The following is a 13,911-nucleotide window of genomic DNA, read 5'->3' on the forward strand; positions in this document are numbered from 1 at the left end:
CCGGGAAAACTCTTCCAGCGCACCGCGAGCCCCGACCCCACCAACGGGCAGCGGGGCCGGCGCGGCGGTCACCGGCGGCACCGCGGCCGCCCGCTCCCCCACGCCGGCCAGCGCTTCGGCGGCGAGCTTGCCGGCGGCGTCGAGCAGATCGGGCAGCGAGTCCAGGTCTTCGGCGAGTCTCGGGTGCATTCCCCGACGCTAGGCCGCACTTTTGCGGCTGTCGCGGGCCAATCCCCCGAAACTGGCCCGGTCAGTGCCGCCGGAGCCGGCGGACGCGGCCTTCCGCCGGGTCGAACGTCACCCGGCGCAGCGGGCCCGCCAGCAGCAGCACCACCGCCATCGCCGACAGCGCGGCCAGCACCATCGCGGCGACGAACTGGGCCGCGCCGGACGTCGCCGTCCCGAGCACCGCGTACCCGGTCAGCACCAGTGCCAGCGGTGCCAGCAACCCGGCCAGTACCGGCACGAGCGGGACCCGGTCACCGTCGGGGCGGCGGGCGGACACCACCGCCGCCCCGGCGCAGGTGACCGCGGCGACCAGGAGGCAGCCGCCGACGGTGTCGCTCAACCGGTGCCAGCCCAGTGCCACGGCCGCGGCCGAGACCCAGGCGACGACGATGCCCCCGGTAGCCAGGACCGGCAGGCGGAAGCGGCGGGGCAGGACGATCGCGAGGGCCACGAGCATGGCCATCGCCGCGCTGACGTGCCCGCTCGGGAAGCTGTTGTGGCTCGCGACGCCGAACCGGTCGCCGGTGCTCGGGCGGTCCAGGACGTACAGCTTGAGCAGCTGCGCGACCACCAGCGGCGCCGCCAGCAACGCGAGGGCCGTGACCCCCAGCGCGAGCCGGCGGCGCAGCAGCGCGATCACCACCACCAGCAGCGCGATGCCGCCGAGCACCACCACCTGGTCCGTCTGCCGGAGCGGATCGGCCCACTCCACCACGTGGCCCGCGGACTGGGCGCTGCGGACGACGCCGTTCTCGACACTGCGGCCGGCTTCGGTGCGGACGAAAAGGAGGTAGGCCGCGATGAACGCGAGGGCGAACCCGGCCGCGCTCGCGGCGAGCACGGTGGTGCGGGACGCGGCCCGCGTCACGAGCGCGTGGCGTCCGGCCGGCGGGGTCACAGGGCGTACCTCGGAACTGATCACTGCCATGTCCCCGAGTCTGGATCCGGCGTTTCGAGATCCCGTCAGCGTGATGTCATGGTTTTGCTACAAGATCGGCCCGGGTCGCCACGACGTGCGGTTTTCCGAATAATGGCGCCGTGGCCGAGGTACTGGTGGTGGAAGACGACGCGGCGGTGCGGGAAGGGCTGCAGCTGGCCCTGCGCCGGCAGGGGCACGTGGTGCGCACCGCGGAGACGGGCGAGCTCGGGATCGAGGTGCTCGTGCACCACCGGCCCGACATCGTCGTGCTCGACCTGATGCTGCCGGGCATGGACGGGTTCGAAACGTGCCGCCGGATGCGGGCGTCCGGCCCGGTCCCGATCATCATGCTCACCGCCCGCACCGACGACTTCGACATCGTGGCCGGGCTCGAAGCGGGCGCGGACGACTACGTGGCCAAGCCGGTCGAGCCGCGGGTACTGGACGCGCGGATCCGGGCGGTGCTGCGGCGGGCGGTCACCGAGCGGCCGGGTGAGCCGCCGCAGCCGGACGAGCGCCACGGCGACCTCGTGATCGACCGGGCGTCGCTCGAGGTGACCAAGCGCGGCGCGCCGGTGTCGCTGACCCCGACCGAGCTGAAGCTGCTGCTGGAGCTCTCGCGCACGCCCGGGCAGGTGTACAGCCGCCAGCAGATCCTCTCCGCGGTGTGGGACCACGACTACCTCGGGGACTCCCGGCTCGTCGACGCGTGCGTGCAGCGGCTGCGCGCCAAGATCGAGGACGTGCCGGCGAAGCCCGAGTACGTGCAGACGGTCCGGGGGTTCGGCTACCGGTTCGGCCGGTCGTGAGCCGGCTGCGCTCGTGGCTCACCGGGCTGCGGTTCCGGCTGGTCGCCGCCTTCGCGGTGATCATGATCCTCGGCGCCACCGCGGCGGCCGGCGCGAGCTACGTCTCCGCCCGCACCGCCATCCTCCGCGGCATCCAGGACCAGACGATGCTGAAGCTGCGCGACCAGATCACCGCGTACCTGCCGACCGTGTCGCTGCCGCCGACGCAGGGCACGCTCGACGCCTTCGCCACGGCGCTGAAGTCCAGCGGCGCGCTCGTCGTCTACCACGACATGCGCGCGACGTCGGGCATCGGCTACGACGACGTGCCCGCCGAGCTGCGGCAGGCGGTGGCGCACAGCACGAACATCCAGTTCCAGCGGGTCGACATGCACGGCTTCCCGATGTTCTTCGTCGGGATCCCGGTGCAGACCGGCCGCAACGGCGGCCAGCCGAGCGGGCTCGAGGTGTACGCGACGGTTTCGCTGACCCAGCAGCAGGAAGCGATCGACGGCCTGGCACGCATGGCCTGGCTCTACTCGGCGCTCGCGCTGCCGTTCGCGGTCGCGGTGGCCCTGCTGGCGGCGCGCCAGGTGCTGCGGCCGGTGCGCGCACTGAACACCGCGGCCCGGCAGCTCGGCCGGGGACGGCTGGACGTGCGGCTGCGCGCCACGGGGTCCGACGAGCTGGCCCAGCTGGTCACGACGTTCAACAACACCGCGGCGGAGCTCCAGCGCACGGTCGGCACGCTGCAGGCGATGGAAGCGGACGCGCGCCGGTTCGTCGCCGACGTCTCGCACGAGCTGCGCACGCCGCTGGCCGCGATGAACGCCGTCACCGACGTGCTCGACGAGGACGCCGGCCAGCTGCCGGCGGACACCGCGGTCGCGGCGCGGCTGGTGTCGGCCGAAACCAAGCGGCTCACGCGGCTGGTGCAGGACCTGATCGAGATCTCGCGCTTCGACGCCGGGCGCGCGGAGCTGCGGCGCGAACAGCTGGACGTCGCCTCGGCGGTCGCCGACAGCCTCTCCGCACGCGGCTGGGAAGCCGGTGCCGACCTGGTCGTGGAGCTCCCGGTCGGCATCGCCGCCTCGCTCGACCGGCGACGGCTCGACATCGTCGTGGCGAACCTGGTCGGCAACGCGATGCGGCACGGCGCCCCGCCGGTGGAAGTGGTCCTGCGCGCCGAGGGCGGTGACGTCGTGCTGACCGTCACCGACCACGGTCCCGGCATTCCGGAGGAGGTCCTGCCCACCGTGTTCGACCGCTTCACCAAAGCCGACACGGCCCGCGCGCGCTCCGAGGGCAGCGGGCTCGGGCTGTCCATCGCGCGGGAAAACGCGCGGCTGCACGGCGGCGACATCACCGCGGCCAACACCGGTTCCGGTGCCCGGTTCGAGCTGCGGCTGCCCCGGGAGGCGTGGTGAAGAAGCTCCTCGTCCTGGCGGTCCTGCTGCTGGTGAGCGCGTGCGGGGTCAAGCCGACGCCGGTCATCGGCGCCGGGCCGGCCCCGACCCTGCGCAATCCGGAGGGCAGCGCGCCCGGCACCGAGGTGACCCTCTACTTCGTCCTCGACGGACGGCTCACCCCGGTGGCGCGCCCGGTCAGCAACTCGGTGGGCGTCAACACGACGCTGTCGCTGCTGCTGGGCGGGCCGTCCCACGCCGAGGCGGCCGACGGCTACACGACGATGCTGCCGGCGGCCGGCGGGGAGATCACGCTGTCGCCCGATCCGCCGCCGACGATCACGCTGCCGTTCCCGGTGCAGCAGCTCACCCCGATCGCGATCAACCAGCTGGTCTGCACGGCGTTCGCGGCGCTGGCCGCCCAGAGCCGGTACGTCATCGACAACGCCGTCGTGCTCGCCGGGACCGACACGAAGCTGCCGCCGCAGACCTGTCAGGCGTTCTGACCGAACCCGTGCACGACCAGCCGGAGCGCCTCGGCGACCACTTCGGGTTCCGGGCGGCGGGCGCGGCCGTGCTCGTCGACATTCGCCTGCAGAGCCGCCTGCAGGCCGCCGATCACGGCGCCGGTGATGGTCGCGGCTTCGATTTCGCCGAGCTCGGGGCGGGCCTCGCGGAGCAGGCGGGCCCAGGAATCCGCGACGAAGGCGTTGCGCAGCAAGAACCCCGCGCGCAGGGCGGGCACGGACGCGATGAGCCGGGTGCGCACCGCGGTGAGCGGGTGGTCGAGCGGGAAGCTCCAGGCGTCGGCGGTGGCGAGCGCACCGAGCGTGCGGAAGACCAGCTCGGCGACCGGCTCGTCCGCGGGAGCCGCGGCGAAGGCCCCGGCGAGGATTTCGTCGTAGAGGTGCTGGTCGGCGAAGACGACGTCCTCCTTGCCCGCGAAGTAGTTGAAGAAGGTCGCGGGCGAAACGCCGGCCGCGGCGGCGATCGCGGCGGTCGTGGTGGCCTCGTAGCCGTGCTCGTCGAACAGCAGCAGCGCGGCCTCGATCAACGCCTTGCGCGTGCGCTGCTTCTTCGCTTCCCGCAGTCCTGGTGCCACGGGACTGAGCTTAGCGTCACTCTAATTTTAGAGTGTCTCTAAAATTATGTGCTACGGTCGGGCTCATGGAACGGGTGCGGTGCTGCGTCGCCGGGGGCGGACCGGCGGGGGTGATGCTCGGGCTGCTGCTGGCCCGGGCCGGGATCGACGTCGTGGTGCTGGAGAAGCACCACGACTTCCTGCGTGACTTCCGGGGTGACACCGTGCACCCGTCGACGCTGCGGTTGCTGGACGAGCTGGGCCTCGGCGAGCGGTTCGCCGCCCTGCCGCGCGGCTTGCTGACCAAGGCGCGGCTGCGGGTCGAGGACGAAGCGATCGTGGTCGCCGACTTCGGCGGGCTGCGCGGCCCGCACGCGCACATCGCGATGGTGCCGCAGGCGGACTTCCTGGAACTGCTCGCCGGCGCCGAGCCGGGGATGTCGCTGCGGATGGGCTGCAAGGTGACCGGCCTGCTGCGGGACGGCGAGCGCGTGACCGGCGTCCGCTACCGGGACGACCGCGGTGAGGTCCACAACCTGGCCGCGGACCTCACCGTCGGCTGCGACGGCCGCTGGTCGGCGGTCCGGCGCGCGGCCGGGCTGCGGATGCGGGAGTTCGCCGTGCCGATGGACGTCTGGCAGGTCCGCGTCCCGAAGGGTCCCGAACCCGGCCCGGACGGCGCGGTGTTCATCCGGATGGCGGGCGGCCAGGCCGCGGCCACGATGGACCGCGGCGACTACTACCAGACGGCCTACCTCATCCCGAAGGGCCGCGACGCCGAACTCCGGCGGGGCGACATCGCGGAGTTCCGCACCCGCCTGGGCGCGCTGATGGACTGGGACGCCGACCGGCTCGCGGCGATCCGGTCCTGGGCCGACGTCCACCACCTGGACGTCCGGATGGGCCGCCTCCGCCGCTGGTACGCCGACGGCGTGCTGTGCATCGGCGACGCGGCCCACCCGATGTCCCCGACCGGCGGCGTCGGGGTCAACCTGGCGATCCAGGACGCGGTGGCGACCGCGACGCTCCTGGCCGCCCCGCTGCGGCAGGGCCGCGTACCGACGGCGAAGCTCGCGGCGGTCCAGCGCCGCCGGTCCTTGCCGACCGCGGCGGTGCAGCAGTCCCAGCGCGGCGAGCAGGCGATGCTGCTCGAGCCCTGCCTGAACGGGACCCTCCGCCGGCTCCCGGCCCCGCTGCGGCTGGTCGGCCGCACCCCGCTGCTGCAACGCTTCGCGGGCTTCCTCGGCGGCGTCGGCTTCCGCCCCGAGCACGCGCCGGTCTTCGCGCGCCGACCGTCCGCAGTGGACCGCTGAGCCGGCTCCCCGTCAGCCGGGGTAGGGGCGCGCCGCCCTGGCCTGCGTCAGGGAGCGGGCCCACCAGCCCAGCTGGTCCAGCATCGCCTTCGCCGCGACCCCCGCCGCTTCGTCGGTCGGCGTCCCGTCCGGCCCGAAGCGCGTGTGGGCGCCGTGGAAGCTGACCGTCTCGCGGATCGTCACCGCGTGGAGCTCGGCGAAGACCGCCCGCAGGTGCTCGACCGCGCGCAGCCCGCCCGAGATCCCGCCGTAGGACACGAAAGCGACCGGCTTGGCCCGCCACTCGTCGCGGTGCCAGTCGATCGCGTTCTTGAGCGAGGCCGGGTAGCTGTGGTTGTACTCCGGGGTCACCACCACGAAGGCGTCCGCGGCCGCGAGCCGCGGGGTCACCTTCCCGATCTCCGCCACCACCGACGGCGCCGGTGCCGAGCCGAAGGCGGGCATCGCCAGCGGCAGGTCCGGTTCGGCGAGGTCGACGACGTCGACTTCGAAGCCGCCGCTCTCCCCAGCGACGCCGGCCAGCCAGGCGGCCACCACCGGGCCGAACCGTCCCTCCCGGACACTTCCCACGATCACCGCGACCCGCACGGGTGCTTCGGACACGCTTTCCTCCTTGCCACTGCGGCGTTGTCACCGTCCGGGCCAGGATCGGACTTCAAGCTCGCTTGAAGTCAAGGGTGCGGCTGTGGTTGCATGACCGGCATGGCGAACGCGACCCTGCCGGACCTGACGGTCGGCGAACTTTCCCGGCGCAGCGGGGTTCCCGCGTCGGCTCTGCGGTTCTACGAAGACGAAGGCTTGATCCGCAGCCGCCGCACCGCCGGGAACCAGCGGCGCTACTGCCGGGACGCCCTGCGGCGGGTGACGTTCATCAGGATGTCGCAGCGGGTCGGCATGCCGCTGTCCACCATCCGGGAGGTGCTGGCCCTGCTGCCCGACGACCGCACGCCGACGCGCGCGGACTGGGCGCGGATCTCGCAGTGCTGGCGGGAAGACCTCAACGCGCGGATCCGCCAGATGGAACAGCTGCGCGACGAGCTGACCGACTGCATCGGCTGCGGGTGCATGTCACTGGCGAAGTGCCGGCTGGCCAACCCGGGCGACCGGCTCGGCGCCGACGGCCCGGGCCCCCAGCGCCTCGCCGACCACCGCGCGGACAGCTACGACGACTGCAAGGGTCACTGACGTTCCAAAACTCCGCGCAGGAACATCGCCTGGCCGGCGTGCTGGATGTCGTCGTCGAGGACGCTGATCAGGCGCACGCCCAGCGTCACCGGCGGGTCCCAGGCCTCGTCGACGACCCGGTCGAGCGCCGCGCCGTCGAGGCCGGTCAGGTACCGGACCGTCTGCTCGTGCACGGCGTCGTAGTAGCCCGTGAGCAGGTCCGGCTTGTCGACGCGGACCGCCTCGACGTCGGCGGGGCGGTGGCCGTAGCCGGTGTCGCCGGCCGGGAACGGGAGGCCGAAGCGCGACAGCCAGTCCTGGCCGGTCCACACCTGCTCCGTGCCCGCCACGTCGGCGACGTGGTCGTCCTGGACCCGGGTCAGGTGCCACACCAGCCAGGCGATCGAGTTGGTCTCGTCGTCCAGCCGGGCCCGGAGCTGCTCGGCGGCGAGTCCTTCCACCGCCGCGTGCACCGTGCCCTGGACCCGGCTGAACCCGTCGACGAGCAGATCGGCCACGTTCATTCGGCTGCCTCCCGTTGCTGAAGCCGTTCCCCGGCGTGCTACCCGATCATGCCCGCCGGCAAACGGTTCCCGCTAGCGCGGCAGCAGCTGGTCGAAGAACGAGCGGTAGCGGCGCAGCGCGATCCGCAGCTCTTCGGTGGCCGGTTCGCCCTGCTGCCACTGGCCTTCCAGGTCGCTCTTGTGCTCGGCGAAGGTGGTCGCCAGCGCGCTGATCACGGCCGCGACCAGTTCGTCGGCCTCACGCACGGCCTGCTTCGGGTCGTCGACGAAGCCGGTCTGGACGTTCTGCCAGCGGTCGCGGAAGCCGGTGACCTTCTCCTCGTCGATCAGCGGCGGAGTCTCGACATCGCCGCCCGACTCCGCGGGCGCGGTGCCGGTGCTCGCGGTGTCGGAGCCCGCCGACGCCAGGTCCGCCGTGCTCAGGCCGCGGTCCTGGCCGGTGCCCGGCTCGCGGAATTCGGCCTGCTCCTGCTCGGGGACCTCGGCGGTGCCGTCACGGGACCGGTCGTCGCGGCCCAGGTCGTCGTCCCGGTCGGTGTCGTGGCGCGTCAGGTGGTCGGTCATGGTCAGCGTCCTCCGTTCCACTCGGTCCGCGGCTGCGCGGACGCCTGGTGCTCGTGCTGCTCGGTGTCGTCGCGGCCGTCGCGGTCGTGGTCGTGCCGGTGACCGTTGCGGCGCTCTTCGTCGGCGCCGTCGGTCAGCAGGTCCTCGAACACGGTCCGGTAGCGGACCATCGCGTCGCGCAGGTCCTCTGTGGACGCTCCGTCACGCTTCTGCTGCGTGGTGTGCGCGGCCCGGTAGTGCTCCAGGGTCTTGGCGTGGCGCACCGAAAGGTCGGACAGCTGCTGCTCGTAGCCCTCGGTCGGGTAGCCGCGTTCGGCCATCAGCGCGACGAGGAGGTGGTCCGCCTCGGCGACCGCGGCGGACGGCCGGTCGACGAACTTTTCCTGCACCTGCGCCCATTCCCGGGCGTAGCGCTCCCGCGCCGAGGCCGACAGCGGGCGGATGTCGAGCTCCTTGTGGCGGCGCTCCCGCTCGGCGAGCTCGCGTTGCGCGGCACGCGGGTTGTCGCTCTCCTCCACAGCGCGGTCGTACTCGGGCCCGAAGCGCTGTTGCAGCCGTTTTCGCTGCATTTCCTGTGTCACAAGCCAGATCACGGCGCCGAGCACCGCGATGGCCACGATGACGATCACGACGATCAGCCAGGTGGGCATCACACAACTCCTTCATGGATGTCGCCCCCGATGGGACCGGTGTGCCCGCTACCCGGATGCCGAAACCACGGCCGCCCGCGATTCGGCCGACCGGCCGCGTCGATGCCGCCGGATGCCCGGCGTAACGAAGGTAACACCGGAGAACTAGCGTCGTTACCATCCGAGTGTTATCGTCGATAACAGAACAGCGGAAGCAGCGTTACCAGGAGGCAGGCACGATGAGCATCACCACCGAACCCCGCGTCGCGATCGTCACCGGCGGCTCCCGCGGCATCGGCCGCCAGGTCGCCGAGCGGCTGGCCGCCGACGGCATGGCCGTCGTCGTCAACTACGCCGGCAACGAGCAGGAGGCGGCGGCGGCCGTCGACGCCATCACCGGACGCGGCGGGCGGGCCATCGCCGTCCGGGCGGACGTCGCCGACCCGGTCGCGGTCGCGGAGCTGTTCGACACGGCGGAACGCACCTACGGCGGGGTGGACGTCGTCGCGCACCTGGCCGGCGTGATGAACCCGCCGACGCCGATCGCGGACACCGACTTCGAGGTCCTCGACCGGGTGCACCGCACCAACATCCGCGGCACGTTCGCGGTGGCGCAGCAGGCCGCGAAGCGGGTGCGCGACGGCGGCGCCGTGATCACCACCTCGACGTCCGTGCTCGGCCTGAACCTGCCCGGCTACGGCATCTACAACGCGACGAAGGGCGCGGTCGAGGCGATCACCATGATCCTGGCCCGCGAGCTGCGCGGCCGCGACATCACGGTCAACACGGTGGCCCCCGGCCCGACCGCGACGGCGCTGTTCCTCGACGGCAAGGACGAGGAGACCGTCGCGCGGATGGCCCAGCAGCCGCCGCTGCAGCGGCTCGGCCGGCCGGAGGACATCGCCGAGGTCGTCGCCTTCCTCGCCGGCCCGGCCCGCTGGGTCAACGGCCAGGTGCTGCGCGCCAACGGCGGAATCGTCTGAGCGGGAAACCCGGCCTGTTCAGCCCGACGCGCGCGTGAACCGGGTGACGATCAGGTGGTCCTTCGCCGGGCCGCGGACCGCCCATTCCTGCCGCCAGCGCCGCGCGTCGAGCACTTCGTAGCTGCCGCGGTAGAGGTCGTCGCGGCACGGGTGGTCGGTGGCCCAGTGCCCGGCGCGCAGGTCGAGCTCGTGGAAGAAGCCGCCGTGGTCGAAGTGGACGTCGGCCCGGCCGGGGGGCGGTGGGGCGGTAGTGCAGCGTGCGCGTGACCGGGCCGGTGTAGCCGCCGAGGCGCATCTCGCCGGCTTCGCGGTAGACGAGCTCACCATCCTCCTGGGTGAAGCTCGCGGTGCCCGTCACCTCCCCCGCCGCCTCGCCGTCGGCGGTGAGGATTTCGCGGTCCAGCCGCCACGCGCCGGCGAAATGCGCGACGAGATCGGGAACCGGCCAGTACTCCACCCGGCCAGTCTGCCACCCGGCGGCGGGCCGGGCCGGAACTGTCGGACCCCCGCTCTATAGTCGGCCGGGTGGCAGAGACCGACCTCGCACCCGCGTCCGACGCGCTGGAGACCCTCCGGCGCGTGTTCGGCTACGACAGCTTCCGCGGCGACCAGGCGGCGATCGTCGAGCACGTGATCGCCGGCGGCGACGCGCTCGTCCTGATGCCCACCGGCGGCGGGAAATCGTTGTGCTACCAGATTCCCGCGCTCGTGCGCCCGGGCGTCGGCGTGGTGATCTCCCCGCTGATCGCCCTGATGCAGGACCAGGTCGACGCGCTGCGCAACGCCGGCGTCCGCGCCGGGTTCCTCAACTCCACCCAGGACTACGCGGCCCGCCAAGAGGTCGAGTCGGCGTTCCTGAGCGGCGAGCTCGACCTGCTGTACCTGGCGCCGGAACGGCTTTCGGTCGAATCCACCGTGCGGCTGCTCGACCGCGGCAAGATTTCGCTGTTCGCGATCGACGAAGCGCACTGCGTCGCCCAGTGGGGCCACGACTTCCGCCCGGACTACCTCCAGCTCTCAGCGCTGCACGAGCGCTGGCCGGACGTCCCGCGGATCGCGCTGACGGCGACCGCGACCGAGGCCACCCACCAGGAGATCTCCACGCGGCTGGGGCTCGACGAAGCCCGGCACTTCGTCGCGAGCTTCGACCGGCCGAACATCCAGTACCGGATCGTCGGGAAGAACTCGCCGCAGCGGCAGCTGCTCGAGCTGCTGCGCACCGAACACCAGGGTGACGCCGGGATCGTCTACTGCCTGTCCCGGAACTCGGTCGAGAAGACCGCGGAGTTCCTGGTGCAGAACGGGATCCCGGCGGTCCCGTACCACGCGGGCCTCGACGCGCGCACGAGGGCGAAGCACCAGTCGCGGTTCTTGCGCGAGGACGGGCTGATCGTGGTCGCCACGATCGCGTTCGGCATGGGCATCGACAAACCGGACGTCCGGTTCGTCGCGCACCTCGACCTGCCGAAGTCGGTCGAGGGCTACTACCAGGAGACCGGCCGCGCGGGCCGCGACGGCCTGCCCTCGACCGCCTGGCTCGCGTACGGACTGCAGGACGTCGTGCAGCAGCGCAAGATGATCGACACGTCCGAGGGCGACGACGCGCACCGCCGCCGGCTCGGCGCGCACCTGAACGCGATGCTCGCGCTGTGCGAGACGGTGGAATGCCGCCGGGTGCAGGTGCTCAACTACTTCGGGCAGCAGGCCGAACCGTGCGGCAACTGCGACACGTGCCTCAACCCGCCGGAGAAGTGGGACGGCACGATCGCGGCGCAGAAGCTGCTGTCCACGGTGGTCCGGCTGCGCAACGAGCGGCGGCAGAAGTTCGGCGCCGGGCAGATCATCGACATCCTGCTCGGCAAGTCCACGCCGAAGGTCACGCAGTTCCAGCACGACACGCTCAAGACGTTCGGCATCGGCACCGAGCTGCGCGAGCCGGACTGGCGGGCGGTCGTGCGCCAGCTGCTCGCCCAGGGCCTGCTCGCGGTCGAAGGCGACTACGGCTCGCTGGTGCTCACCGAGGCCAGCGCCGAAGTCCTGGGCGGTGACCGCCAGGTGATGCTGCGCCGCGAGCCCGAGCGCGCGGCCGCCGCGAAGGTCCGCGGCACCCGAAAAGCAGCCGCCGCCGCGGTGGACATGCCCGCGGAAGCGGCGCCGCTGTTCGAACGCCTGCGTGCCTGGCGGGCCGGCGTCGCGAAGGAACAGGGTGTCCCCGCGTACGTCATCTTCCACGACGCGACCCTGCGCCAGATCGCCACGCGGCGGCCGTCGTCGCTGGCGGACCTGGGCACGGTCAGCGGAGTCGGCGAGAACAAGCTCGCCAAGTACGGCGAGGGGGTCCTCGAAGTCCTGACCGCCGAGTGACTAGCGGGCGGCCGGCCCCGGCTGCCCGGGCTGTCCCGGTTCGCCGGTCACGGAATTGACCTTGCGGACCGCGCCGGCGATCTGCTCGTGGTACTTGCCCTTGGTCTTGTCGTCGACGAACTTGGCCGCCTTGCCGACAGCTCCGTTCACCTTTTCGGGGTTTTTCTTGGCGTACGCGCGGGCGGCGCCGGCCGCGCCGGCCAGCACGGTGAGCTTGCGCAGGAAAGCCATGGTCGTCTCCCTCGTCGGTGTGCGGTCATCCTGACAACGCGGACGAACCACCCGGAGGTTCCCCGTGTGACGACGGCCAAACAAAATTGCCGCGCGAGTGGGGCCCGGCGGCCTCTAGGGTCGGGCTCATGCGCGACCTGGCGGCCCTGCCGAAGGCCCACCTGCACGTCCACCTCGAGAGCACGATCCGGCCGGGCACGCTCCGCGAACTCGGCGAGGCGAACGGCGTCGCCGTCCCGGCCGAACCGCCGGAGTTCGACGGCTTTCGCGCGTTCGCCGACTACAACGCGCTCATCCGGGCCTGCCTCCAGCAGCCCGAGGACTTCGAGCGCATCGCACGCGAGTACTGCGAAGACGAGCTCGCCCAAGGCACGCGCTACGCCGAAGTCACGTTCACCGCGGCCTCGCACGGGGAACGACTGGGCGACCTCGAAATGCCGCTGGAATCCGTCCTCAACGGACTGTCCGGGCTCGAAACCCGGCTCGTGCTGGACCACTCCCGCCGCCGCTCGGTCGAACGCGCCGAGCGCACCCTCGACCTCGCGATGAAGTACGACGAAGTCTTCGCGATCGGCATGGCGGGCGAGGAAAACCACTCGCTGCGGCCGTTCGCGACGCTCTTCGAGAAGGCGCAGGCGGCCGGGATCCACCTGCTGCACCACACCGGCGAGGACGCCGGGCCGGACAGCATCCGCGAGGCGCTCGAAGTGGGCCGGACCGAACGGATCGGGCACGGCATCCGCGTCCTCGACGACCCGGCGCTCGTCGCCGAGGTCCGCGAACGGGGCCTGGCGCTGGAGGTCTGCCCGTCGTCGAACGTGACGCTGGGGCTGGTCCCGTCGCTGCCCGAGCACCCGCTCCCCCGCCTGCGCGACGCCGGGCTGACCGTCACGATCAACACCGACGTCCCCTCGGTGACCGGCGCGGAGCTCGCCGCGGAGTACGCCCGCGTCCGCGACGCCTTCGGCTACGACGACGCCACGATGGCGGACTTCGCACGCGCGAGCGTCACAGCGTCCTTCGCCCCCGAAGCGACGAAGCGAAAGCTCCTCGCGGACATCGACGCGTGGCTCACACCGGCAGCAGGCGGGTGACCAGCGCGGAAAGCTGTTGCACCGTCCGGCATTCGTGCATCTCGACGACGTCGGCGTACTCCAGTGCCGCCGAGTCGCCGGTCGACCAGAGCGACCGCCGTTCCGGGTTCAGCCAGTAGACGTGGCGGGCGCGGGACTTGATCGCGCGGACCGCGTCGAGGTTGGGGTCGCCGCCGTTGGTGCGGGCGTCGCCGAGGATGAGCACCGACGTGCGGGGGCCGACGGCGTCCAGCCAGTTCTCGGTGAACTGGCGCAGGGAGCCGCCGTAGTCGCTGTGGCCGTCCCAGCGGACCAGCGCCGCTTCGGACAGCATGCGGGCGCCCAGGTGCTCGGGGTCGGCGGTGCCGGTGGTGACCAGGTGGGTGACCTCGTCGGCGCTGTCGACGAAGGCGAACACGCGGATCTTGCTGAACTGGTCGCGCAGCGCCTGCACCAGCAGCATGGTGAAGTTCGCGAAGCCGGCCACGGACCCGGAAAGATCGCACAGCAGCACGATTTCCGGCCGGCCGGGCCGCCGGTGGCGGTAGGCCGGGCGCAGCGGGACGCCGCCGGTGGACAGCGACCGCCGCAGCGTGCGGCGCAGGTCGATCTGCCCGCGCGTGGTGCGCTTGCGGCGGGCGGCC

General features: G+C 72.3%; 17 protein-coding genes and 2 pseudogenes. 8 read left to right on the plus strand and 11 right to left on the minus strand.

All coding sequences use genetic code 11. The features are described from left to right. Both G3I65_RS12530 and G3I65_RS12535 read right to left on the minus strand, forming a co-directional pair. Positions 1-189 (minus strand): annotated as a pseudogene (locus tag G3I65_RS12530) (aspartate aminotransferase family protein); the annotation flags it as partial. Positions 190-250: 61 nt separating this feature from the next. After that, a complete protein-coding gene (locus G3I65_RS12535) occupies positions 251-1,156 on the minus strand; it encodes a phosphatase PAP2 family protein (RefSeq protein WP_160696259.1) in 906 nt (301 codons plus the stop codon). Between the two features lie 110 nt (positions 1,157-1,266). Here G3I65_RS12535 and G3I65_RS12540 point away from each other — a divergent pair, with 110 nt between their 5' ends. The 3 genes from G3I65_RS12540 to G3I65_RS12550 all read left to right on the plus strand — a co-directional run bounded on the left by G3I65_RS12540 (position 1,267) and on the right by G3I65_RS12550 (position 3,847). Then, entirely contained in the window at positions 1,267-1,956 is a 690-nt protein-coding gene (locus G3I65_RS12540; RefSeq protein ID WP_160696260.1) for a response regulator transcription factor, read from the plus strand. Between the two features lie 62 nt (positions 1,957-2,018). Beyond that, positions 2,019-3,362, plus strand: coding sequence for a HAMP domain-containing sensor histidine kinase (locus tag G3I65_RS12545; protein WP_160696273.1), 1,344 nt, complete (start codon positions 2,019-2,021; stop codon positions 3,360-3,362). Beyond that, positions 3,359-3,847 carry a hypothetical protein gene (locus tag G3I65_RS12550; protein WP_309235424.1) on the plus strand — a complete coding sequence of 163 codons (489 nt, stop codon included), beginning with the start codon at positions 3,359-3,361 and terminating at the stop codon, positions 3,845-3,847. Before G3I65_RS12545 ends, G3I65_RS12550 begins: the two co-directional genes overlap by 4 nt. Here the strand turns inward: G3I65_RS12550 and G3I65_RS12555 are convergent. After that, a complete protein-coding gene (locus G3I65_RS12555) occupies positions 3,835-4,443 on the minus strand; it encodes a TetR/AcrR family transcriptional regulator (RefSeq protein ID WP_160696262.1) in 609 nt (202 codons plus the stop codon). The two genes, G3I65_RS12550 and G3I65_RS12555, sit on opposite strands and share 13 nt — an antisense overlap. Positions 4,444-4,508: 65 nt before the next feature. Here G3I65_RS12555 and G3I65_RS12560 point away from each other — a divergent pair, with 65 nt between their 5' ends. Further along, a complete protein-coding gene (locus G3I65_RS12560; RefSeq protein WP_160696263.1) occupies positions 4,509-5,735 on the plus strand; it encodes an FAD-dependent oxidoreductase in 1,227 nt (408 codons plus the stop codon). 12 nt (positions 5,736-5,747) lie between these two features. Here G3I65_RS12560 and G3I65_RS12565 read toward each other — a convergent pair whose 3' ends face one another. After that, positions 5,748-6,338: an NADPH-dependent FMN reductase gene (locus tag G3I65_RS12565; protein WP_160696264.1), complete on the minus strand. Its 591-nt coding sequence runs from the start codon at positions 6,336-6,338 to the stop codon at positions 5,748-5,750. A 90-nt stretch (positions 6,339-6,428) separates the two neighbouring features. Between G3I65_RS12565 and soxR the strand changes: the two genes are divergently transcribed. Further along, complete coding sequence (gene soxR / locus G3I65_RS12570) at positions 6,429-6,920, plus strand: redox-sensitive transcriptional activator SoxR (protein WP_160696265.1); 492 nt, start codon at positions 6,429-6,431, stop codon at positions 6,918-6,920. Here soxR and G3I65_RS12575 read toward each other — a convergent pair. The 3 genes from G3I65_RS12575 to G3I65_RS12585 form a co-directional block, all read right to left on the minus strand. Further along, positions 6,914-7,423: a DUF664 domain-containing protein gene (locus G3I65_RS12575; protein ID WP_160696266.1), complete on the minus strand. Its 510-nt coding sequence runs from the start codon at positions 7,421-7,423 to the stop codon at positions 6,914-6,916. The two genes, soxR and G3I65_RS12575, sit on opposite strands and share 7 nt — an antisense overlap. A gap of 72 nt (positions 7,424-7,495) precedes the next feature. Continuing rightward, a complete protein-coding gene (locus G3I65_RS12580) occupies positions 7,496-7,987 on the minus strand; it encodes a hypothetical protein (RefSeq protein WP_160696267.1) in 492 nt (163 codons plus the stop codon). Positions 7,988-7,989: 2 nt separating this feature from the next. Beyond that, a complete protein-coding gene (locus tag G3I65_RS12585; protein ID WP_160696268.1) occupies positions 7,990-8,637 on the minus strand; it encodes a hypothetical protein in 648 nt (215 codons plus the stop codon). Between the two features lie 218 nt (positions 8,638-8,855). Between G3I65_RS12585 and G3I65_RS12590 the strand changes: the two genes are divergently transcribed. Further along, positions 8,856-9,599, plus strand: a complete 744-nt coding sequence (locus G3I65_RS12590) for an SDR family oxidoreductase (protein ID WP_160696269.1) — start codon at positions 8,856-8,858, stop codon at positions 9,597-9,599. 18 nt (positions 9,600-9,617) lie between these two features. Here G3I65_RS12590 and G3I65_RS12595 read toward each other — a convergent pair whose 3' ends face one another. Further along, positions 9,618-9,926 (minus strand): DUF6314 family protein, encoded by a 309-nt coding sequence (locus G3I65_RS12595; protein WP_255481898.1) that lies wholly within the window; start codon positions 9,924-9,926, stop codon positions 9,618-9,620. Continuing rightward, a pseudogene (locus G3I65_RS58245) lies at positions 9,901-10,056 on the minus strand (DUF6314 family protein); the annotation flags it as partial. The gene G3I65_RS12595 and the pseudogene G3I65_RS58245, both read right to left, overlap by 26 nt. A 68-nt stretch (positions 10,057-10,124) precedes the next feature. Between G3I65_RS58245 and recQ the strand changes: the two are divergent. Beyond that, on the plus strand, positions 10,125-11,963 hold the full coding sequence (gene recQ, locus G3I65_RS12600) for a DNA helicase RecQ (RefSeq protein WP_160696270.1): 1,839 nt from the start codon (positions 10,125-10,127) through the stop codon (positions 11,961-11,963). On the opposite strand, the gene G3I65_RS12605 is transcribed toward recQ, so the two are convergent. Next, positions 11,964-12,194 carry an antitoxin gene (locus tag G3I65_RS12605; RefSeq protein ID WP_086855840.1) on the minus strand — a complete coding sequence of 77 codons (231 nt, stop codon included), beginning with the start codon at positions 12,192-12,194 and terminating at the stop codon, positions 11,964-11,966. 128 nt (positions 12,195-12,322) lie between these two features. Between G3I65_RS12605 and add the strand changes: the two genes are divergently transcribed. Beyond that, positions 12,323-13,288 carry an adenosine deaminase gene (gene add / locus G3I65_RS12610; protein WP_160696271.1) on the plus strand — a complete coding sequence of 322 codons (966 nt, stop codon included), beginning with the start codon at positions 12,323-12,325 and terminating at the stop codon, positions 13,286-13,288. Here the strand turns inward: add and G3I65_RS12615 are convergent. Next, the coding region (locus G3I65_RS12615; RefSeq protein ID WP_160696272.1) for a VWA domain-containing protein at positions 13,266-13,911 on the minus strand (646 nt) is incomplete at its 5' end. The genes add and G3I65_RS12615 overlap by 23 nt on opposite strands.

It is taken from the genome of Amycolatopsis sp. SID8362 (assembly GCF_010550475.1).
In the GTDB taxonomy this organism is placed as follows: domain Bacteria; phylum Actinomycetota; class Actinomycetes; order Mycobacteriales; family Pseudonocardiaceae; genus Amycolatopsis; species Amycolatopsis eburnea.